General features: G+C 60.5%; 16 protein-coding genes and 1 pseudogene. 10 read left to right on the top strand and 7 right to left on the bottom strand.

The window, feature by feature from the left end; translation table 11 throughout:
• Positions 1-9: 9 nt before the first annotated feature.
• A complete protein-coding gene (nifH, locus tag A4R29_RS04685) occupies positions 10-903 on the bottom strand; it encodes a nitrogenase iron protein (RefSeq protein ID WP_027162766.1) in 894 nt (297 codons plus the stop codon).
• A gap of 628 nt (positions 904-1,531) precedes the next feature.
• On the opposite strand from nifH, the gene A4R29_RS04680 reads away from it, so the two are divergent.
• Positions 1,532-2,749 carry an MFS transporter gene (locus A4R29_RS04680; RefSeq protein ID WP_063171296.1) on the top strand — a complete coding sequence of 406 codons (1,218 nt, stop codon included), beginning with the start codon at positions 1,532-1,534 and terminating at the stop codon, positions 2,747-2,749.
• A gap of 941 nt (positions 2,750-3,690) precedes the next feature.
• Here A4R29_RS04680 and A4R29_RS04675 read toward each other — a convergent pair.
• Positions 3,691-4,899, bottom strand: a complete 1,209-nt coding sequence (locus A4R29_RS04675; protein ID WP_082827309.1) for a DUF418 domain-containing protein — start codon at positions 4,897-4,899, stop codon at positions 3,691-3,693.
• Positions 4,900-6,499: 1,600 nt separating this feature from the next.
• Between A4R29_RS04675 and A4R29_RS04670 the strand changes: the two genes are divergently transcribed.
• Together A4R29_RS04670 and rpoN are read left to right on the top strand one after the other, a co-directional pair.
• Positions 6,500-7,033 (top strand): peroxiredoxin, encoded by a 534-nt coding sequence (locus A4R29_RS04670; RefSeq protein WP_063171295.1) that lies wholly within the window; start codon positions 6,500-6,502, stop codon positions 7,031-7,033.
• 182 nt (positions 7,034-7,215) lie between these two features.
• Positions 7,216-8,625, top strand: coding sequence for an RNA polymerase factor sigma-54 (rpoN, locus tag A4R29_RS04665; protein WP_063171294.1), 1,410 nt, complete (start codon positions 7,216-7,218; stop codon positions 8,623-8,625).
• Here rpoN and A4R29_RS04660 read toward each other — a convergent pair.
• From A4R29_RS04660 to A4R29_RS04645, 5 genes and pseudogenes are all read right to left on the bottom strand, one after another.
• Entirely contained in the window at positions 8,604-9,245 is a 642-nt protein-coding gene (locus A4R29_RS04660) for a nitrogen fixation protein NifQ (protein ID WP_082827532.1), read from the bottom strand. The two genes, rpoN and A4R29_RS04660, sit on opposite strands and share 22 nt — an antisense overlap.
• A gap of 432 nt (positions 9,246-9,677) precedes the next feature.
• Positions 9,678-10,340: a nuclear transport factor 2 family protein gene (locus A4R29_RS04655; RefSeq protein WP_395316745.1), complete on the bottom strand. Its 663-nt coding sequence runs from the start codon at positions 10,338-10,340 to the stop codon at positions 9,678-9,680.
• Positions 10,341-10,373: 33 nt separating this feature from the next.
• Positions 10,374-10,598 (bottom strand): annotated as a pseudogene (locus A4R29_RS34870) (ferredoxin); the annotation flags it as partial.
• Positions 10,589-11,806, bottom strand: a complete 1,218-nt coding sequence (locus A4R29_RS04650) for a cytochrome P450 (RefSeq protein ID WP_063171292.1) — start codon at positions 11,804-11,806, stop codon at positions 10,589-10,591. The pseudogene A4R29_RS34870 and the gene A4R29_RS04650, both read right to left, overlap by 10 nt.
• 1,624 nt (positions 11,807-13,430) lie before the next feature.
• Entirely contained in the window at positions 13,431-14,492 is a 1,062-nt protein-coding gene (locus tag A4R29_RS04645) for a hemin-degrading factor (RefSeq protein ID WP_063171291.1), read from the bottom strand.
• A 314-nt stretch (positions 14,493-14,806) separates the two neighbouring features.
• Between A4R29_RS04645 and A4R29_RS04640 the strand changes: the two genes are divergently transcribed.
• The 7 genes from A4R29_RS04640 (at position 14,807) to A4R29_RS04605 (ending at position 21,235) form a co-directional block, all read left to right on the top strand.
• Positions 14,807-15,127 carry an iron-sulfur cluster assembly accessory protein gene (locus tag A4R29_RS04640; protein WP_063173574.1) on the top strand — a complete coding sequence of 107 codons (321 nt, stop codon included), beginning with the start codon at positions 14,807-14,809 and terminating at the stop codon, positions 15,125-15,127.
• Between the two features lie 170 nt (positions 15,128-15,297).
• Positions 15,298-16,518 (top strand): cysteine desulfurase NifS, encoded by a 1,221-nt coding sequence (gene nifS / locus A4R29_RS04635; RefSeq protein WP_063171290.1) that lies wholly within the window; start codon positions 15,298-15,300, stop codon positions 16,516-16,518.
• A 563-nt stretch (positions 16,519-17,081) separates the two neighbouring features.
• The gene (nifW, locus tag A4R29_RS04625) at positions 17,082-17,459 is read left to right on the top strand and encodes a nitrogenase stabilizing/protective protein NifW (protein WP_027162776.1); all 378 of its coding nucleotides are present in this window, start codon (positions 17,082-17,084) and stop codon (positions 17,457-17,459) included.
• Between the two features lie 168 nt (positions 17,460-17,627).
• Entirely contained in the window at positions 17,628-18,476 is an 849-nt protein-coding gene (locus A4R29_RS04620) for an electron transfer flavoprotein subunit beta/FixA family protein (protein WP_027162777.1), read from the top strand.
• A gap of 18 nt (positions 18,477-18,494) precedes the next feature.
• Positions 18,495-19,604, top strand: coding sequence for an electron transfer flavoprotein subunit alpha/FixB family protein (locus A4R29_RS04615; RefSeq protein ID WP_027162778.1), 1,110 nt, complete (start codon positions 18,495-18,497; stop codon positions 19,602-19,604).
• 11 nt (positions 19,605-19,615) lie between these two features.
• Positions 19,616-20,923 (top strand): FAD-binding protein, encoded by a 1,308-nt coding sequence (locus A4R29_RS04610; protein WP_027162779.1) that lies wholly within the window; start codon positions 19,616-19,618, stop codon positions 20,921-20,923.
• A gap of 12 nt (positions 20,924-20,935) precedes the next feature.
• On the top strand, positions 20,936-21,235 hold the full coding sequence (locus A4R29_RS04605; protein WP_027162780.1) for a ferredoxin family protein: 300 nt from the start codon (positions 20,936-20,938) through the stop codon (positions 21,233-21,235).
• Positions 21,236-21,370: the final 135 nt, after the last annotated feature.

The raw sequence follows: 21,370 nt of genomic DNA, 5'->3' as shown, positions 1-21,370 counted from the left end.
TATCGGTCGTTACTGGGCGGCCGTCTTGGCTGCTTCCTTGGCCTGCAGCTCGGCAAGCATCTGCTCGTCGGTTTTCATGATGCCGAAGTCGAGCAGCATCTCCTCGAGCTCCTCCATGGTGATCGGCGTCGGGATGGTGCCCTGGCCAGAATTGGCATGGATCTTCTCGGCCAGCGCGCGGTACTCCCCGGCCTGCTTGGAATCCGGCGCGTACTGGATAACTGACATCTTCCTGAGCTCGGCGTGCTGAACGATGTTGTCGCGCGGCACGAAGTGGATGAGCTTGGAATTGAGCCTGGAAGCCAGGGCTTCAGCAAGGTCGAGCTCACGGTCGGTTTGACGTTCGTTGCAGATCAGGCCTCCGAGCCGCACGCCCCCCGAATGGGCATATTTCAGGATGCCCTTGGCGATGTTGTTGGCGGCATAGAGCGCCATCATCTCCCCGGACATGACGATGTAGATTTCCTGCGCCTTGCCCTCGCGGATCGGCATCGCGAAACCGCCGCAAACCACGTCGCCGAGCACGTCGTAGGAGACATAGTCGACATCGTCATAGGCGCCGTTCTCCTCGAGGAAGTTGATTGATGTGATGACGCCTCGGCCCGCGCAGCCAACACCCGGCTCCGGGCCGCCGGACTCCACGCATTTGATGCCTCTGTAGCCAATCTTGAGCACGTCCTGCAGTTCGAGATCTTCCACCGAACCTTCCTGTGCCGCCAGATGCAGGACAGTATCCTGAGCCTTCGAGTTCAGGATCAGGCGGGTGGAGTCGGCTTTGGGGTCGCAGCCGACGATGAGAATTCTCTGCCCGAGGTCGACCAGGGCGGCGAGCGTATTTTGGGAGGTGGTGGACTTGCCGATGCCGCCTTTTCCGTAAAAGGCGATCTGACGCAGACCTGACATTATAGATTCCCTTCCTTTTCCATCGTCGCGGCTTGCCCGCACTATGAATGCCTATGGGCAGCTCATGCCGCCTCACACCGACAGGGTCTCAAGACTCGTGCCAAGTAGACTGGGCGATAACGAACAGGGATTTTTTCTTTAGTGTCTCGCGAGTTAGCCTGAGCGCCAACAAATGTTTGCTGCCAAACAAGTGATTGTCGCAACAAGCCCTGTAGCGGAGCCGACATTGCCCGACACAAGGCGTCAGCTTCGAAGCCGACACCGGAAGAACTTGGGCTTTCGAGCCAGAGCCCACTTTTTGCTGCGTACGGGCGGCGGCAAAGCGATCGGCTTGCGCGCCTCCATCGCGGGTCATCAGACGTGCCTGCCGGCAGCTGGTTGCGCATGGCTGGTTCGAGACTGGCCCCGCGCAGTCGGCATGGAGCATGCGTGATGCTACGACTACCGACGATCAGATCCCGCCCGACCCGGAGAAACCGGCACTGATATTGCACGCGGCGCTGTCACAACATGTCCGGCAGCGATGAACATTGCCTTCGTGCGACGCCGCCGACAACGGCGTGCTCCTGGCATGAATGCGGGTCAATGCAGCCGATGTTGAGTTGCACCCAAGCTGGCGAACTTACCCATGACCCAATCCGCGACAGGCTTCATAGAGACTTTTCTGGACGGCCCAGAAAACCCGGATCGACGATCTCGTCCCGCATGGGGCGCGGTCATTTCGCTTGGCCTGGGCACCTTCGGGCTGGTGGCGGCAGAGCTTTTGCCTCCCAGCGTGCTGACGCCGCTCGCGCATGATCTGCATATCACAGAGGGTGCGGCTGGGCAGACGATGACAGCGACTGCGATTGCCGCGGCGATTTCGGCGCCGACGATCGCCTTCATAACAAAGCGCCTCGACCGCAGAGTCGTGCTGTGGGCGATGATGCTGCTTCAGATCCTGTCCAACCTTCTGGCGGGTGTCGCCTGGTCGCCGCCGGTTTTCCTGGCGGCACGCATCGTGCTCGGCATTGCGCTTGGAGGCTTCTGGTCGATTTCGGCATCGCTGGCGGTGCGGCTGGTTCCAACTCACCTCCTGCCGCGCGCCCTATCAATCATCCTCACCGGCGTTTCGGTCGCTATCGTTTGCGCGCCTCCAATCGGCGCCTATGTCGGCGACATCTGGGGATGGCGAGCCACCTTCATGATCGCCGCTGCCGTCAATGCCGTTACATTGCTGGTGCAACTCGTAACCCTTCCGACGTTGCCGCCGGTTGAAATGGCTGGATTGCGCGGCCTGCTGCATGTGGTCAAGAAGCCAACCATCAAGGTCGCGCTTGTGGTGGTGCTGCTGGTCGCTTCTGGGCACTTCGCCAGCTTCACCTATGTCCGGGCTTATCTCGAGAAGATTCCCGCGCTCCGGATCGAGACGATCTCGCTGCTGTTGCTCGTTTCGGGGGTGTGCGGATTTTTCGGCAATTTAGCCGGCGCATACCTGGCCAAACACAGCCTCAAGGCAGTCGCGGCGCTGCCGCCGCTGCTCATGGCGATAGCCGCTGTCTCGTTGCTGATGCCTGGAGCATCGGCCTTCGCCTCGGCCATTGCGGTTGCTGTATGGAGTTTTGGCTTCGGTGCGGTGCCGGTGGGGGTACAGACTTGGATGGTGCTGCGCGCCGTTCCTGAGCAGGCCGAAAGCGCCGGTGTGCTGATGACCTCAACGTTCCAAATTGCCATCGCAGCCGGCGCGATCTTCGGCGGAGTGCTTGTGAATAATGCCGGCGTCGCCAGTGTGTTTGCATACAGCGCGGTTGCCACGTTCCTTGCCGCCCTCACAGTGTTCCTATTCGGCCCGAAACGCGCAACCTAACCTCTGACGTGCGAGACCGTCAGCTCAGCGCCTGCGATGCAGCCGTACCAGCCGCGCGGCGCGATCCTGCCCGCGACCACTTTGTCTGTCAGGCCTGGTCTTGCCTAAGCCGTGGATCGCGGCTACTGCCGACGGGGCCTTGATCAGTGCCGGGCGCCTCGCCACCTTAACCGTTCGCGCGTCCGGGAAGTGCCTCAGCGTTCGCCCGGGCGGAGTTGGTCAGGTTGCGCAGCCCGGGCGAGCGCGGTCGCGCTTGGCAGCAGGGCGACCGGGCGCCGTTCTTGAGGCGCCGACCGTCCCGGTCTCGATTTGGAACTCCGCGCGAACGCCGGGCCGGCTCGTAGGTCGACTTGTGCGCGCCACCTCATGCGCAACAGTCGCTGCGAGCACGGCATTCCCGGCAGCACGCCTGCATGATCCGAATGTCAATTCCAACCCACGATAGGCTGCGCGAGTGCCGACCAAAGAAAAGGCGCACACAGAATGTCGCTCGCCGAAATGACCTCACGAAGCGTCAACTCACTGTCAGCTCGTTACCCTCTCTTTGAGAGCGACCTGACCAGCGTGCTGTCGACGGCAAGCGAATGCGATGTACGTTCATCAGTGGCCCAATCAGCAAGCTCTACCAAGCCAGGGACGCGGTATGATCGACCGACAGCGATAGCTTTGGCAAGCACCTGCGCGCATGGCGCCGCCTGACCGCTATGCGAGGTCGCTTCCAGCGCCGGAACGGGCCTATTCGCTGGAACAACCTCCGTGGAAATCGACAGGTGTCCTTCGGTCCGAAATTAAGGACTTTGTGGAGATGCATCAAACACATCGCGCAAAAGCGCCAGCATACTCGAAATTCGTTTGGTCAAAGCCGCCCGCAGGGCAATGGTTGCAAGATTTGGCGATTGCCCCCAGATGGTACCGAGCAGCCGCGACATTTTAGTTATCAGCTATGTCGGCCCATCGGTCAGGTTCGCTTTCTTTGGCGTGCGTAACTGTCGATCCGAAAGTCGGGGCGACGTGGTGCTCAGCGGACGTCGCGTCGCTCGATCGACGATCGAACCCATCAGCGCTTCCATCGGTCCTCGCTGGAATAAGCGCAGCCAAAGCACCGCGAAAGCGCTTACAACCACGATGAGGCCAAACAGCGCGGACAGTGAGTGAGGTCTTCCAAGCATATATATTCCCAGAATGTGCAGAAGATAGGCCGTCAAAGGCATCGAGCCGACCGCGATTATTGGTGAGACCAGCTTTCGCATGAACGGGAGCGCATCCATAGCAAGCGAGCAAGCCGCCACGATGATCATTGCGCAACCGGCGCTGCCAAAAATCCAAAACGTCGTCTCGCTATGAGGCGAGGCAATCCATAGCCAACTCGTTGTGAGATCGTCCAAGTCCAGCCACCACCAGGGCTGAGGAGCCAGCTCAAGTTCTTGCAAATTGGCCAGCTCTGCGCTTACCCCAGGCATCAAATGCAGCGCGAGCCAGGATCCTCCAAAGCCCAACACGGCCAGCGCGACGCCGGCTACACCAAGGCGCAAATGCATTGCGCGCGTGCGAAGGTCAAAGCGCGCAATGGCCATGCCTGCGATCAGCAAAGGAACCCAGGTCAAGGCGGGATAGGTGCCGCTGACCAGCAGGGTGAACACCTCGGGGTCTGAGCGCCCGGAGCCAAACATTTTGAGAAGGAGGAAACGCACCTGCGGGAGAACCAATGCCGTTGCCGCCGCGAGCAATCCGAGCCGCTGTGCGCTGAGCCGACATAGCGGCAGGACCAACAGGAAGCAGACGCCGTAGTATGCCAGAATGACCGAGACGGGCGCGTTGACATAGGCGAGGATTTCGCCAAGGGCGAGCAGGATAAGGGCGCGAATTGCAATCTTGGCAATGGCCTGTCTACCGGCTAGCGCCGATTTCGGCGGGTTGCGGCCGGCAATCAGGATGAGCGAAAAACCCGTTAATACGGCAAACAGGACGGACGACCGCCCAAAGGGGAATTCCATCATACGCCCGGCCAGTCCGTCGCCCCTGCCGGGACCGACATGGACGGCACACATGCCGAAGACGGCCAAGCCGCGAGCAAGGTCGATGCCGATCAGCCGAGCCGCAGGCCGCCCATCTCGTGACCCGCTCTCCAAGATGCGGTGCGGCAGTGCCATGGTGCATTCCTTCGTTGGTTGTGTCCATCGCGGGACCCGCGATATGAGGCCTGTCGGCTGCTGCCGTCCTCTCGCCCTCGGCGCAAAGCTCGTGCCAATGCCTACAGCCTGCCCGCAATCACGGACTTGGGATCGGCCCGGCCCGTGGCGGGGACTCGACAACCGGCACAAGTGTCGCGAAGCCGACGTTTTGCACGCATGAGCGGTCCGAGAGATCACTGAACACGGACTATCCGACCAGCACGCTGCCGGCCTCAGCGATCGTGGCCAGCTTCAGCCGTTGATGAACGGCTGGCCCCAGCCAGCGTCGCAAGATGACCTTCAAGATTCGCCGAACAGCAGAGGATCGGGTTTCGGCGCCTCCTGGACCTGAAGAGCCGGCGGCGGAAGCGGTTGCGCCTCGATGCGACCGAGGCAAGCACACTTGGCCGCAATTGAGGCCATCGGCTCACCGGCCCGTCCCACCTGAGTCGCCAAGGCTACGCCGAGATGGAAGCGTGGTGCTCGACAAGAGGGAATCGCTAAGGTGACTTGGCGGAGGACGCCCTGAAAGGGCCGCATCTATATCGATGTTCTGCTATTCCAAGGTGTCAGCGCAACGGCTTCACCGTCGCAATTACCCCGACAGCTTCATGGCATCGAACCCGTCCCACGGGAGAAACCGACGAGCTTGGGAGATAGGGCGTAATCTGCTCTTCAATGACCGTTTGAAGGTCACGAGGTTACGTGCAGCACAGTTCGGCGCGAACCTGCGAGACCCGGCCAATCATCGGACCGAGGCTCTCGCTCGAATTGCGGAGGTCCCACCGACAAGATCCTCGCAATTTGCGTGCCCGGCTGGCGCTCCGTTAGCGTTCCGCCCCTCCCGCTAGCCAGCGGCGGCTTGCCGACCTTTTGGTCGGCCTTGCGACAATTCTAGTCCGGTTTCCGACACAGAAGGTTTGAGGGGCGCGCACGGCGACATCGTTGGGACGCCAAGCATGTCATCATCGTTGCCGAGCCGAATTCGATTTCATCGACTCTGACCCGATTGCCGAACAGTGGCCGCCATGGATTGCTGCCACAGGCGTGTGTTCGCGTCAGTCATGCCTCTGCGCACACAAAAACACACTGGGGCGCACTTTGCCCTCGCTGCGGTGCCCTCGGCATAGGCTTACGCTGTGTGGTGCGTCGTTTGCAGGCCGGCGCGGAGCGTAAATATCCGGGCTACACACGGGACGGCTATGGCACGCATCCGGCTTGGCGAAAGACGTCGTCCCGAGCGCGAAGCGTTGGTGCAGAGCAGCTTCAATTGCGATGGCATGCCTCTTGCTCCTCATGCTCGAAGCCCATCGAACACGATGAGGACGGATACCGAACCATGGCTGGCACGCGAAGCTCAAAACGATCGGCACGGGCGGCATTGATTGTCCTCGCTGAAGAGTGCGCATCGCCCGGTTTGGAGATCCGAGCATCTGGAGCCGGGCCGTTCCCCATACACCCGACGGGGGAAAGAGTGGGAATCGCGGGCACCGTCTCGCACCCCGGCAGCACCCCAGCGCGGCAATCCACCAGGCTCAGTAAAATCCAGTGCGCCAGTTTCTTCAAAAGGAGCAAGTTGATGACCGGTCAGAAGAAGGTCCCCTTCGTCACGTTTCTCACGCGCGTTCGCGATGATTCAGTCCAGGGGCCAAATCCGTACCGTTGGGAAGAAAAAACGTCCGACGACTACTTTGCCGGCAAGCGTGTCATCCTGTTCTCTCTGCCTGGCGCATTCACACCGACATGCTCGACCTACCAACTGCCCAAATTCGAAGATCTCTACGAGGAGTTCAAGAAACAAGGAGTCGACGCGGTCTACTGCCTCTCCGTCAACGATGCCTTTGTCATGAATGCATGGGGAAAGTCCTTGGGGCTGCAGAAGGTCGAACTGATTCCGGATGGGTCTGGCGAGTTCACGCGCAAAATGGGCATGCTGGTGGCCAAGGACAATCTGGGCTTCGGCATGCGCTCCTGGCGCTACGCGGCTCTGCTCAACAATGGCGTGGTGGAGCAGTGGTTCGAGGAGGAAGGTTTCTCCGATAACTGCGAGACCGACCCCTATGGCGTCTCATCCCCGCAGAACGTCCTTCAATCGTTGAAGGACGCCGCGTGACCCGGTCCAGATCGGCCATGCGCAACTGCGTTTGGGCGACGCTACGGGACGCAGAGGGCGAGGCTCTGAAGCCCGCGGCCCGTGAGGTCGTTCAAACGGTGACGCGGCTTTGCAGCGTCGACCTGTGAGAGATCCAATTAGCCACGGCCAAGAGCTTCTTTGACAGGAATACCGAACCGACCATGAAATCGTCCTTCAGCCTCCTTCAGAAACAGGCTCTCGCAGCATCGCCTCAACTCATCGAGTCGATTCGCCTGCTGCAACTGACGCATGCCGAACTGCATCAGTTCGTGGACCAGGAGCTTGAGAAGAATCCACTGCTGGAGCATGCGCCAAAAGACGAAGGGCTGTCTGGCGAGGTTGAGGGACCGACCTGGGCAGGGTCCCCGGACCTGCCCAGGCAAGGGAAGTCCCAGCCAAACGCAACAACCGCCACGCCGGGCGAACGTCCTGCCTACGAGGAGTTTGTCGCCCTAGCCGAAACGTTGCACGACCATGTCGCTCGTCAGATCTCCCTCACCGCTTTCACACCGCACGAGCGGGTGATAGCTCATCAGCTTGCCGGTCATCTGGATGATACCGGCTATCTTCGGGTGAGTCCTTCCGATCTGGCTGAGACCCTAAACGTCGGGCTGACTGAAGTGGAACGGGTGTTGGGCGTCTTGCAGCGCCTCGATCCTCCGGGAATCTTCGCACGATCGCTCAGCGAATGTCTCGAGATACAGTTGCGCGAGAAAAACCGCTTCGATCCGGCGATGGCGGTTTTGGTTGCCAACCTTGAGCTGCTTGCGCGACGCGATTTTCAGACATTGAAGCAGCGTTGCGGCGTCGATGAAGAAGATCTTCTCGACATGCTGCAGGAAATCCGCGCGCTTGACCCCAAGCCTGGAAACACATTCCAGTCTGGAACGCCGGAATGCGTCATACCGGACGTATGGGTGCTGCGCTCGCCCGGAGGTGGATGGCAGATCGAACTTGATCCGAACACGCTGCCCAAGGTGCTGATCAACCAAAGCTATGTCGCGGAGGTTTCCTGCCGAGCCGCCAAAAAATCAAAGGACATGACATTTCTCAATGAATGTCTGCAAAATGCGAACTGGTTGATCCGCAGCCTGGATCAACGCGCCAAGACGATCCTTAAGGTCGCCACGGAAATCGTGCGCCAGCAGGATGCTTTTCTGGAATATGGCGTCGCCCACCTGCGGCCGCTCAATCTCAGGACGGTCGCTGAGGCGATCAACATGCACGAGTCAACAGTGAGCCGGGTGACGTCGAACAAGTACATGGTTACCCCACGCGGCGTGTTCGAGCTCAAATATTTCTTCACTGTCGCGATCGCCTCCTGCGAAGGCGGTGACGCGCACTCCGCGGAAGCTGTCCGTCATCGGATCAGAGCGATGGTCGCCGAAGAATCGCTTGATAACATGCTCTCTGACGACGACATCGCTGACCGGCTCAAGGAATGCGGCATAGATCTCGCTCGCCGCACGGTCGCCAAATATCGCGAGGCGATGAACATCCCCTCCTCCATACAGCGGCGCCGGGAAAAGCGCTTGTGGCGCGACGGCGATCAAGGGCTCAAGGCCTCGTGACCAGGCGTAGCCCCTAAGTCAAATGTGATGCGTTCTTCGCGTTCGTGCTCCTCCGGGCCGAAGCAACTGTCGAAATCGCGGCATTCCCGGCAATTGGGCGCAGTACATAGCGAGAACCCTTCGGCCTCACAGAGTTTGCGGTAAAAGTACTTCTTCCATTTCATGTTTCGTGTGTTGCCGGCCGCGAGCATTGGAAAATGCGTGGCAAGCAGGCGATTGAGCTCGGCCCGATTGAGAAGACCAAGATCCTGCCACAGATGATCATCGCGCATGGCACGCCGGGCAACGATCTTGGCGAAGCGCGCGCTCGCCGGGTCGCTCGGCCGGGCATGCGCCAGGAGCAGGCCGCGCAGAAGTTCTTCCTCCATGCCCGGCTCAGGATCGCTGACGTCCTCCAAGGCTAAGGCTGCCAGTGCGGTTGCGGACAAACCCCCAGGCAGGACTTGGCGCAGCTCGGCGAGGGACAGGCCTGTCGACTCCGTCGCAGTCGCTTCGCCAGCCTCAACCTCCTTGAGCGCACACGAGAGAACGCAGGCAAGAACATGCTTGTCGAACCCCCTCTCGGGCTCGATGGTGGGGCATTGGCCGGCGCCGATACATGCGTCTTTATGGGCGGACATGGTCCCGTTCTCCTGGTTTGTTTTCGCGATGCAGCGGCCCAGCCTTGAGCAACACTGGGTCTGACTACGGGCACGCGCCGGCGCGTGCTCGACTCCAGTACAGCGGCCGCGGGTCGACCGCATGACCAGGCCTCGAGCTGGCCTTCGAAGTCACCGCGCTAGACCATGACCCCCATAGCGTTGTTGATAGGGGATGATCCGGTCTCCCGGTTCGGTCTGGCAGCATTGTCCTTGGTCGAAATTTCCCAACCGGGTCTGCGACACGATCTGACCCGGGTTCAGGATGATGAGCGGCTCTACCAAGCTCCAGCCAGCGACGCAGACCGGCCTCCTTGGTACGCTGGTGGTGGAGAGCAGAGCACGAGCCGCGGCGTGGCGCGGTCCCTGCCGGCCCATCTTTCCCTTGGAGTTGTCGCGGTGGCGTTGGAAGGCTCACAGTCCGTAGTCATATTGATGCGGTTCCGAGGTTGTGAAGGCATCGTCATGAGAAGCAATGCGACGCTTGCCCAGCGCATAGACCGGATCGTGCGGATACGGTGCTCCAATCGGCTGTCGCGTGCCGAAGCGTTCTGCCTCCATGACCAAGGTTGGGATCTGCTCCTCCAGCCAGTCATAGACAACGGTCCGTTCGGCAATCCGCCACTCCCCTTCCCGCTTTTGAAACAGATCGCAGTAGCGCCCGCATAAAAAGATCTGACGCACTTCTCCGCCTTTGTCCGGTCCGCGTTGCAGCGCGGTGAAATAGCTCTCGACCGTGGCCTGCGCCGCGTCAATGAATTCGATCAGGATGTTCGTGATCTGATGGATGTTGCGCGGTCCGGTCTTGAAGACATCGAGCGCATACCCAATGAAGCCCTCGGCCGAGCCGCGATACGCCCCGTGGCTGTCATGCGCGTCGGGCCAGTAGGCGCTGCGCAGCACCGCCTCATCGGCGCGGTCTGTCCCGCGGCAATACCGAAAGAGGCAGTCGCGGATCGCCTCGCGATCGAGCAGTTCGATGATTCTTGCTTGGCCCGTCGGGTCTGTCGCAGATTCGGCGGTTCCGACGTGTTCCGGGACCTCTGTCTTCGGTTCGAGGGGGGCCTCCGAAACCATTCGCGCAGCGGGGGGATCGTCGATTTCCAGCGCAAGTTCGGGGCAGGATCGCACCCCATCCGACGCAAGCGCTTGCTCCCCGTCCGCAACCTCGATGTCACCGGGGAGGATGTAACCTGCGTCGTCCAGCTTGAAGACTGCCGGCGCTCGCGCCGAACATTGCGCATGACCCTGACATCTGGCTTGGTGAACGATGATGCGCAAGGCGACCTCCAACGTCTGTGCTCCCGGCTCAGGCCGGGCTAGGTTTAGCCCCACTCCAGGATCAGATTTTCAATCCCGAACAGTTGTCCGCCATGAGTGATGGGTGCTGTTCCCTCCTTGATCCGAAAGGGCGGCAGGCGCGCCAGCCACTCCTCCAGGCCAATGACAATTTCCCGCCGGGCAAGATGTGAGCCAAGGCAACGGTGGGGACCATAGCCAAAGGCGGCGTGGCGGATGCCTTCTCGGGTCAGATCGACCGTGTTGGGAGATTCGAATTCCGCCGGGTCACGATTTGCGATCATTGTGGCGCAGGAAACAAAGTCCCCCTTGCGGATCGGCGCGCCTTCGAAGTCGATATCTCTTCGTGCCACGCGGATCAGATGGACGGTCGGAAAGGCGCGCAGCAGTTCTTCGGCTGCACGCACGATCCGGTCCGGTTCTTTTCGGAGCAATTCCTGATCTTCCAGGTTTCGTGCTAGATGGGCCAAGTCAAAGCCTATGGCTGTAGCGACCGTGTCGAGCCCCGCCACCAAAACGAGCACGCCAATGCCACGGACCTCCTGGTCTGTCAGCCCGCGGCCCTCGACCTGCGCCTGCACAATGAAGCTCATGAAATCGTCGACGGGCTTTTTTCGGCGCATCGCCGCCAGCTCGTCTATGAACGCCACAATCGTCCGAGCCGCCGCCGGCCGTCTCACATCATCGCCGTGGAGCAGATCTCTCGCCCAGGCAACAAACGTCTCAAGACGGTGCTCCGGCAGTCCGATGAAGCGAAGGAAGATGTTGACCGCGAAAGGAAAGGCGAAATCCTTCATGACATCGCAGCTTGTTCCCGACGAGGCGATCCTCGTGATAAGCGCTTTCGCTCGCTCGCGGATGGCGGGCTCCAGTTCCGTTACACGCTTCGGGGAAAAGAGCGGATTGAGCAATGAGCGAAAGACTGCATGGGAAGGGGGATCGAGTTCGAGCGGGATCGTCGGCCAGTCTTCGCCCAGTGCGGATGCGAAGACATTGCGATGACTGGAAAAGTTTTCGGTCTCCTGCAGCACCCGGCGCTGATCTGCGGCGCGAGTGATGACCCAAGCACCCTGCCCGGTACGCGTGTTCCAGGGCGAATAGAAGATACGCGGTCCGGCATGCACGCAAGCGATTGCTGCGTGTGGGTCGCCGTTGGGCGTAGGAGACATGCCTGGCGAGGAGAAGAGGCTGAAGTCGCCTACCATTTCCGGCGGGACATGATCTGGAACCGGGATGGTCGCCATTTGGTTCTCCTGAGTTCAGGCGTTTACGCTCGGTTGAGATCGCAAGGCTGTTCGCCACCGCTGGGCTCCGCAACGCACCGCCAACACGTCTCCGATGACAAAATCGAGCAAGTTGCGTGCCGCGCAAGCGTACCATCGGCACCCCGCTCATTCTGCGATGCGGCGGTCCGTATGAGGCTACCATTTGGCGGGCATCAGACATTCTTGTCCGGTTCCAGACACCACAGGATGGCGCATGAAGATCGAACGGGGCGCCTCGTGGACCGAGGCCGAGTATCGATCGAGGTCACCTGCCACTCCGGACGCAGCTCGGCGGCAGAAAAGCCGCTCGCCGCGCGCCCTCCACAAGCGCCGTAGCGAGCGAGCGGCTTTCCGTCGTCGTCGACACTTGCTCGATAACTCGGATTGCTGAGACCAATCCGAGGGAGGCTCGAGGACCGACCTGAGACGCACATTGCTGGCTGAGGTCAAATCAATAGGGCAGCCCCGTCAGGGTCGCGACGCTATTTCCCAGCTACAGCGGTCAGCGGCGCGGCTTAACGAAAAGCAAGCCGTTCTGATTTTTATCACCCCATTCCTAACGCCGCAGACGCGGGACATCTGCACCGAAGCCGGGCATTAATTTTCTGGATTTCGAGGGAAATTGCCGCCTGGCATTTGACGGGATCTTTGTCGAACGCATCGTGCCAACAAACCAATATTTGGTGAAATGCCGTCTACAGAATTTCATTATGATGCCGGCTTTCAGCATTTGCTGAAAAAACGGTATAGCAGTGAAATACTAGGCGGAGGGGCGCAGTTTGGATGAGGAACTGCCTGCCCGCCGAAGGCGATGATCTCCATCGCGAACTCGTCAGGCACGATTTCCGCGTGAATGCGCCCGCAAGCTCCGATAACCAGTCTCTGACAAAAACGGTTTACCCAATTCAACGGCATTGGCGCTGAAATTCATCCACCAGCTGTAACGCGCACCGATTCCGAACATGCCGTCCATACCGATGCGAATGCGCATTCAACCGGGGGGGGGGTAATGCGAACGACCCAGACGCTCATAGCAAGTACCATGTGTAGCACCCCGTGTGTGGCACTCGGGCCGGCCTAAGCCCAATTTTGCCTGGCCAGAGGCGGAAGAAGACCTATGTCGGGCCGCGCATAACCATCCGGACGCTAGACTAGCTTTTCGAGCTCGGCATCAGACGCCGAGGCCCCTGCTGCTGATGGAAAATTCGAGGATGCCTTTGTGGAGGCCGTCCTCTGGAAATTTGACTCAGCCGCCAATCGACTTCACCTGGACCCATTCCTGCCGCCGCTGCCGTACATGGCGGGCACCCGGAATTGACTGACAACACACCCGCCGCGACCAGCGGACGCGTTTGCCTGAATTGAGCAGCTTTAGCGCGGGGTTCGGGTTGGGGCTCACCGCAACCGGCAGCGATTGGCGGCGATTCTCGCCAAACGCGGAAACGCTCGTGGGAATGGAGCCTGTGCCTGGAGGCGATCCGCGGCGGCCCCAAATCGCAGCTGTGTCCTGGTTGGCGTCCGCGGCACAGCGATGGTCAGCAAAGTCCAAAGTAGCGGCCCGCAGACCGCGCGAGAACGGAAATCAAGACGCATCGGTGTTGCCTCAAGCAGCGGTCGAACGGGGAATGCGCGGAAGGTTCTCGGCCAGTGACCGCCAGTCGTCGCGCTCGGATTCGCCTTCCTCGCGCATCCCGAAGAACTGGATGATCATCTTGCCGTCGGCGCCATAAGCTTCAAGTGACGTGAGGTGGCCGTCCCTGGTCGGCTTGCGCACGGCCCAAACCTCGCGGATGTGGTGGGTCCTGAGATGCAGGCGGAAGGTCTTGTCGAGCACATTGATCCAGGGTCCGATCTGCTTGATCGTCTTGATTGGGCCGGAATGGATCTGGATGCAGCCACGATTGCCGACGAAGCACAGGATGGGCATCTCCTCTTCGGCCGCACGATGGAACATGGCGCCCAGCGCAGCATGGTCGAGCAGCCAGGCGTAGTCCTCGCCGACCATGCGCACCGCCTGGCGGCGGCTGAGGTTGAGCGCCTTCAGCATGCCGTAGAACTGGTGCACGTCGCTCAGCTGACTCCAGTGCTCGCGTAGGTCATCGACCGTAGCGGCTTGGTCCGGACTCTTTGCGTCGTTTTCGGCCGACCTCGTCTCAACCGAGATGATCGGTTCCTGGTTGGAGGATTGGAGCTCGTCTATCAGTTTTCGATAGGCATGGAGGTTTGAGGACGGTCTCAGATATACCTTGTGCACTGCCTCGCCTGCCGCGTCGAAGAACAGCAACCCGCGGCGGATGTTCTCGGCTTCGCGTGTCTCCACGGCAAAGCCATGCGTCCACACCTTGGGGAAGATGCGCAAATCAATGTCATTGCCGAGCACCATGGCGCGATGGTTGCCGGTGAACACCTTGTCGTAGACGCCTATCTTCTCATGCATGGCACTGTCATTGCGGGTCAGCGCCATCACCTCGCCGACGGCCTCGAGGCCGGTAAGCACATTATTGACGCGCGGCTCGATGCGCAGCGCGCCAAAACCGCAATGTGCCGCGTAGAGCTCAGCTTCCGAAATGCCCAATTTGGCGGCGAGATCGCGGCCGCGGATGGTGGGACAGTCTTCACGTGCGCGCCGGATTGCCTCCGGCGAAAGTTCCTCGCGCTGGTGCATGTCTTAACCCCTGCGTATTGTCGGTGTTGGGAGCCTTAGTCCTCGCCAAGAGGAGCCTCAAAAGGCGTACCAATTCCCGAAACCATCCCGGAAACCTCGCTTGCATGCAGTTCGAGGAGGAACCGGGGTCCATGCAGGTGTGGCGGAACCGACAAATCCGACAATACGCGTCGATGCTCGACGTATAGGCGGCAGTTCCGAAAGGGGAATCCTGGGCGTGTTGGGGATGTAGCGCTGTTCGAAAAGGGCTTTTCCAGTTGGCACACTCCATGCGCGGTAATCCGCAATTCGTCCGCATCAAGGAGAAGCGAGCCATGATCACGCTCACCGACAAGGCCGTTGCCGCCGTCAAGACCGCTCTGTCCGCCGCTAGCGAGCCCGCAGACGGCTTTCGCATCATGGTTGAGGCCGGCGGCTGCTCCGGCTTCAAATACTCATTGGGCCTGGAGAGCGTCCCGCGCGAGGGCGACGCCATTGTCGAGACAGATGGGATCAAATTGTTTGTGGACGCCGACTCGCAACCGCATGTCGCCGGCATGGCCGTCGACTTCATCACGGGTCTCGAATCCTCCGGCTTTGTTTTCGACAATCCTAACGCGCGACAAAAGTGCTCCTGCGGCAAGTCATTCGGCTGATCGTCGAAGAAGGAGAGAGGGCGCCTTCGGTGAGCTTGGCGGTGGCCCTGGTCCCGGGCCTGCGTTCAATCTGTGGAGACTTGCGCAGACTCTGGATCGCACTCTCAACGGCGCAGGCTCGATGCGACCAGGCCGCGCTTGACGGCATTCCGCTCGATTGGAGACCACCGATGACAGTTGTCTATCTCGACAACAACGCAACGACCCGGGTCGATCCCGCGGTCGTTGAAGCCATGTTGCCGTTCCTTGCCGATCAATTCGGCAACCCTTCGTCTGCGCACCGTTTTGGCGCCTTTGCCGGCGCTGCATTGGCAAAGGCGCGGCGTCAGTTGCAGGCGCTGATCGGCGCGGAGTTCGACGATGAGATCACCTTCACCTCGGGTGGTACGGAAAGCGACAATACGGCCATTCTTTCGGCGCTCGAGGCAATGCCTGACCGAACAGAGATCGTGACGTCCGCTGTCGAACATCCGGCTGTGCTGACCCTGTGCGCTCATCTTGAGCAGACGGGCCGCGCCAAGGTGCACAGGATCCCGGTGGACCGCCACGGCCAGCTGAATGTCGACGCTTATCGGGCTGCGCTCACCTCAGACGTGGCGGTCGTCTCGATCATGTGGGCCAACAACGAAACTGGCACGATCTTCCCCGTCGCCAAGCTCGCCGAATTGGCCAAGGAAGTCGGCGCCATTTTCCACACTGATGCCGTGCAGGCCGTCGGCAAGCTCCCGATCGACCTGAAATCAACCTCGATCGACATGTTGTCGCTCTCCAGCCATAAATTTCATGGGCCAAAAGGGATAGGCGCACTTTTCGTCAAGCGCGGCGTGCCGTTCCATTCCCTGATCAAGGGGGGTCACCAAGAAGGCGATCGCCGCGCCGGCACCGAAAACACGCCCGGCATAGTCGGGATCGGCATGGCCGCCGAACTTGCCTTGAAATTCATGGATGACGAGACCACGCGGCTAAAGTGGCTCCGCGACCGGCTCGAGAAAGGGCTTCTCCAGCGTGTCCCAAACAGCTTCGTCAATGGCGATCCCCGGGAGCGTTTGCCGAACACCGCGAACATCGCCTTCGAGCATATTGAGGGCGGCCATGGAATCCTGCATCTCCTAGACCGCGAGGGTGTCGTCTGTTCCTCGGGATCCGCCTGCACATCGGGCCGTTCGGAGCCAAGCCATGTGCTGAGGGCAATGAAAATACCACATGGGGCGGTCCGCTTCTCTTTCGCGCGTGACAACGGACAAGAAGACGTGGACCGGGTTCTCGAGGTCTTGCCTTCGGTCGTGGAGACGCTGCGCCACGCCCACAGTTCCGGGTCGAATGGACGCAGCGCCGAGGATCTCCAATGCGTTCCAAATCTCAGCGGAAGAAGGACTGGCGTCCATTCGTGAGCAGCCAGGTCTTCTTGAGGAGGCCACCCTGCGCGAGGTCGAGCAGGCTCCCGGCGTTGCCTCGAGAGCGGAAAGCTTGCGACCGCCTGCTTGCGGCAGCCAGCTTGCCTGGGATCGAGATCGGCACACGGTCACGGGGACCGACGAAATCGACGCAATCTGCGCCGTGGTCGTACGGAGGGTCTCGATGCGCTCACGACATGGTGCCGGATGACCTCACAGGACCTCCATGCGTCAGCCGAGAGCGGCGTTTGCGCCTCAATTTGTCTTCCATCGGATGTGCAGCTGCCACCAAGCGGGCTCAGGGAAGGAGCGCTACAGCTCATCGAGCAGATGGTCGGGCGCGCGGCCGCCACGGCTCTCAAGGCGCGCAATCCGGCTTGTCACTGGTGCTCGCGCCAGACCTCGGTCGGGCCGAACGCCAGGCACCGGATAGACAGTCGAGTCGACGAGGCGATTGCCAGCGCATTCGTCATCAAACTGCGGATGGGGGGCTTTCTTCGGGGCTTCATGTCCAATGTGCGACGAACGACCAAACCACCGTTCCGACAAGGGAGAATGCAATGAATTGTTCCGCTGACAGCAGGCCCATCGACGTCACCAACATCCTCGAGCGCCTGAAAGGCTTGTCATCCGCCGAGGAGTTCTTTGCTGCTCTTGGCGTCACGTATGATCCGACGGTGCTCGATGTCTCACGGCTGCATATTCTCAAGCGTGTGGGCCAATACCTTGTCGAGGAAGATTTCTCCGGTCTGCCCGATCAGGTGATTGCAGCGCGCGTGCGCGCGATGCTGCAACGCGCCTACGAGGAGTTCGCGATTTCCTCCCCGCTCACGCACCGAGTTTTCAAGGTGCTCAAAGACCATGATCCGGACAAACCTCACACGCCCGGCCGCACATTCGTTCCGTTCGACACGGTCCTGAAGCGGTTCGGCGAATAAGCCACATAGTTGCGACGCGACAATGTCGACAAGCCGACAATTCGGACGTCGAAACCGGGGGCTTCAGCGCAATTACACGGCACGGGCGCCCGCAAAACGCCTGGCACGAATGATGCAAACAAAGAACGCGCACCGCCAGCCCGCATCGGGATAACGCAGAGAACGCCAATGCATATCGTCGTCAGCATCAAGCAGGTGCCGGACTCGGCACAGATACGGGTGCACCCGGTGACGAACACCATCATGCGCCAGGGTGTGCCGACCATCATCAACCCTTACGATTTGTTCGCCCTGGAAGAAGCACTCAGACTGCGCGACGCTTATGGCGGGGAAGTCACCGTGCTCACCATGGGTCCACCTATGGCCGAGGACTCCCTGCGCAAGGCGCTCGGCTACGGCGCCGATCGCGCGGTGCTTTTGACCGACCGCTATTTTGCCGGTTCCGACACCCTGGCCACCTCCTTTGCTCTTTCCCAGGCAATCGCGAAGATCGGCGAGACGTTCGGCACGCCGGACGTGGTCTTCACGGGCAAACAGACGATCGACGGCGACACCGCCCAAGTCGGGCCCGGCATCGCCAAGCGTCTTGATCTGCTTCAACTCACCTATGTGTCGAAAATCGCCTCCATTGATCTCGCCGCAGGCGAGATCACGGTCGAGCGCCGCTGCGAAGGCGGCACCCAGAAGCTGAAGAGCAGGCTGCCATGCCTCATCACCATGCTGGAAGGCACAAACGAGATGCGCCGGGGCTCGATCGAAGACGCGCTTTGCGCCGCCCGCAGCCAGATTGTGAAATGGAGCGCGGCCGAGGCCGGCATTGAAGACCTCACCAAATGCGGCTTGCGTGGCTCGCCGACGGTCGTCAAACGCGTTTTTGCCCCTAGTGCCCGGTCGGAAAAGGCCACGCAAATTGAGACCGCGGAGAAGACGCTGCGCGATGTCGCCGACGAGCTGATCGGTGCAATCTTCACCCGCCAGCCGGCGCTGGAACCGGAACTCGCCTTCGAGGGCGTGTGACGGCAAGGAGCAGATCATATGTCGAGCACGAACTCAGACGCCCCTCGGCAGCCCCCCGGCCGTGCCGGGATGAAGAAAGAGCTTCCTGAGCGTTTCAGGGACTATCGGCACGTCTGGGTTTTCATCGAGCTCGAACGCGGCCAGGTCCACCCGGTATCCTTTGAGCTGCTAGGCGAGGGCCGCAAGCTGGCGGACAAACTTGGCGTCCAGCTCGCGGGTGCTGTGCTCGGGCCCCTTGGAGATGCCACCCAGAACGCCGTCGCCGAGGCCTTCGCCTATGGCGCCGATCTCGTCTACCTCGTAGAGGCGCCGCTGCTCGCCGACTATCGCAATGAGCCTTTCACCAAAGCAATGACGGACTTGGTTGATACTTACAAACCCGAGATCCTGCTTCTGGGCGCAACCACGCTCGGCAGGGATCTTGCCGGATCCGTCGCAACCACCCTGCTGACCGGGCTGACGGCCGACTGCACCGAACTCGACGTGGATGCTGACGGTTCACTCGCCGCGACCCGCCCTACTTTTGGCGGTTCATTGCTATGCACGATCTACACGCTCAACTACAGGCCGCAAATGGCGACGGTGCGACCGAGAGTCATGCCCATGCCGCAGCGGGCCGACAGAGCGATCGGGCGTGTCATCCCGCACAAGCTGTCGCTCGCCGAGGATCAAATCGTCACCAAGGTGCTGGGCTTCCTTCCGGATAGCCAATCGGGCATCGCCAATCTCGCCTATGCGGATGTGGTGGTTGCGGGAGGGCTTGGTCTCGGCGGAGCGGAGAACCTGCAGCTTGTGAAGAGTCTCGCGCGCGTGATCGGCGCCGAATACGGCTGTTCGCGGCCGCTCGTCCAAAAGGGCTGGATGTCGGTCGATCGGCAGATCGGCCAAACAGGCAAGACAATCCGGCCAAAGCTTTACATAGCGGCCGGCATTTCCGGCGCCATCCAGCACCGCGTTGGAGTTGAGGGAGCCGATCTTATCGTGGCCATCAACACCGACCCGAACGCGCCGATTTTCGATTTCGCTCACCTCGGGATCGTCACCGACGCGGTGCGCTTCCTACCGGCTTTGACCGAAGCCTTCACCCGGCGGCTGTCACCGCACAGTCGCGACAAGCTTGCGAGCTAAGGCAGATGCAGATGATCAAGGAAGAGTTCGACGCCATTGTCATCGGCGCCGGAATGTCCGGGAACGCAGCTGCCTATACTTTGGCAAGCGACGGCTTGAATGTGCTCCAGTTGGAGCGAGGTGAATATCCGGGTTCTAAGAATGTCCAGGGCGCCATCATGTATGCGAACATGTTGGAGAGGATCATTCCGGATTTCCGCGATGATGCACCTCTCGAGCGGCATCTGGTTGAACAGCGGTTATGGGTTATGGATGACACCTCCCACACCGGGATTCACTATCGATCGGACGACTTCAACGAGGTAAAGCCCAATCGCTATACGATCATCCGGGCCCAGTTCGATAAATGGTTTTCGCGCAGGGTGCGGGAGGCCGGCGCGACGGTTTTGTGCGAGACCACGGTGACGGACCTCGTGCGTGATACTAAGGGCAAGGTGATCGGCGTCCGCACCGATCGGGCTGGCGGAGTGATTTACGCGGACGTCGTTGTTCTTGCAGAAGGTGTCTGCGGGCTGCTTGGCACACGGGGCGGCCTGCGCAAGATGCTGAAGCCGCAATCCGTTGCGCTGGCAGTCAAGGAAATGCATTTCCTGCCCGAAGAGGTCATTGAGCAGCGGTTCGGCGTGAAAGGAGGTGAAGGCTGTGTCGTTGAGGCAGTCGGCACGATTTCCCACGGCATGGCCGGGCTCGGGTTCCTCTACACCAACAAGGAATCGATCTCACTGGGCATCGGCTGCCTCGTCTCGGATTTCGCCGCGAAGGTGGAGAGCCCATATGCCCTCCTCGACGAATTCAAAAACCATCCTTCGGTCCGGCCGCTGATTGCCGGTTCAGAGGTGAAAGAATATGCGGCGCACCTCATTCCCGAAGGTGGGTACAAAGCTATTCCGCAGCTCTTTGGCGACGGCTGGGTGGTTGTCGGTGATGCCGCGCAATTGAACAACGCCGTTCACCGCGAGGGCTCCAACCTCGCCATGACCTCGGGCCGGATCGCGGCGGAGGCTATCATCCAGGTTAAGAGACGCAACGATCCTATGAACAAGCGCAACCTCGCCCTTTACAAGGCAATGCTGGACAAATCGTTCGTGATCAAAGACCTGCGGAAATACAAAGACATGCCGGCTTTGCTCCACACGAACGCCTCCAATTTCTTCACGACCTACCCATGGTTGATGTCGCAAGCCGCGCAGAATTTCATGCGTGTCGACGGCACGCCAAAGATCGAGAAGGAAAAGGCGACCACGGCAGCCTTCATCAAGGCGCGCTCGCGCTGGGGGCTGATCAGCGACGCGGTTCGCTTGGCGATGGCGTGGCGGTGAGGCACTGACGACATGACCAACCCCGTGACGAAGTTACGTGTCGAAGACAAGCTTTACCAGAACCGTTATTTGGTGGACCCCGGCCGTCCGCATATCAAGGTGCGACCGCACGAGCAACCGAGCGCAAGTCTGCTCGCACTGACCCACGTGTGTCCCGCAAAATGCTATGAGCTGAACGACAAAGGTCAGGTCGAAATAACGGCCGATGGCTGCATGGAGTGTGGCACCTGCCGCGTTTTATGCGAGGCCAGCGGCGAGATCGTATGGAACTATCCGCGTGGTGGCTTCGGCGTCCTCTTCAAGTTCGGATGATTGGCCTTGGCACCCCCTTTCAGTGGTGTGCAGCCGTGCACACCCAAGTAACGACAAAGCGCAATCGCCGGCACCATCTCGCCCCAAGTGCGGAGGGGTGAACGTCCTGAACTGATGAACAGGCGCTTGGGAGGA

Source organism: Mesorhizobium ciceri biovar biserrulae, from assembly GCF_001618845.1.
Taxonomy (GTDB): Bacteria; Pseudomonadota; Alphaproteobacteria; order Rhizobiales; family Rhizobiaceae; genus Mesorhizobium; species Mesorhizobium ciceri.
This window is presented reverse-complemented; position numbering and strand designations above follow the sequence as displayed.

Coding starts and splice junctions, on each gene's coding strand:
- nifH (WP_027162766.1), bottom strand. CDS start 903: ATGTCAGGTCTGCGTCAGATCGCCTTTTACGGAAAAGGCGGCATCGGC.
- A4R29_RS04680 (WP_063171296.1), top strand. CDS start 1,532: ATGACCCAATCCGCGACAGGCTTCATAGAGACTTTTCTGGACGGCCCA.
- A4R29_RS04675 (WP_082827309.1), bottom strand. CDS start 4,899: ATGGCACTGCCGCACCGCATCTTGGAGAGCGGGTCACGAGATGGGCGG.
- A4R29_RS04670 (WP_063171295.1), top strand. CDS start 6,500: ATGACCGGTCAGAAGAAGGTCCCCTTCGTCACGTTTCTCACGCGCGTT.
- rpoN (WP_063171294.1), top strand. CDS start 7,216: ATGAAATCGTCCTTCAGCCTCCTTCAGAAACAGGCTCTCGCAGCATCG.
- A4R29_RS04660 (WP_082827532.1), bottom strand. CDS start 9,245: ATGTCCGCCCATAAAGACGCATGTATCGGCGCCGGCCAATGCCCCACC.
- A4R29_RS04655 (WP_395316745.1), bottom strand. CDS start 10,340: ATGGTTTCGGAGGCCCCCCTCGAACCGAAGACAGAGGTCCCGGAACAC.
- A4R29_RS04650 (WP_063171292.1), bottom strand. CDS start 11,806: ATGGCGACCATCCCGGTTCCAGATCATGTCCCGCCGGAAATGGTAGGC.
- A4R29_RS04645 (WP_063171291.1), bottom strand. CDS start 14,492: ATGCACCAGCGCGAGGAACTTTCGCCGGAGGCAATCCGGCGCGCACGT.
- A4R29_RS04640 (WP_063173574.1), top strand. CDS start 14,807: ATGATCACGCTCACCGACAAGGCCGTTGCCGCCGTCAAGACCGCTCTG.
- nifS (WP_063171290.1), top strand. CDS start 15,298: ATGACAGTTGTCTATCTCGACAACAACGCAACGACCCGGGTCGATCCC.
- nifW (WP_027162776.1), top strand. CDS start 17,082: ATGAATTGTTCCGCTGACAGCAGGCCCATCGACGTCACCAACATCCTC.
- A4R29_RS04620 (WP_027162777.1), top strand. CDS start 17,628: ATGCATATCGTCGTCAGCATCAAGCAGGTGCCGGACTCGGCACAGATA.
- A4R29_RS04615 (WP_027162778.1), top strand. CDS start 18,495: ATGTCGAGCACGAACTCAGACGCCCCTCGGCAGCCCCCCGGCCGTGCC.
- A4R29_RS04610 (WP_027162779.1), top strand. CDS start 19,616: ATGATCAAGGAAGAGTTCGACGCCATTGTCATCGGCGCCGGAATGTCC.
- A4R29_RS04605 (WP_027162780.1), top strand. CDS start 20,936: ATGACCAACCCCGTGACGAAGTTACGTGTCGAAGACAAGCTTTACCAG.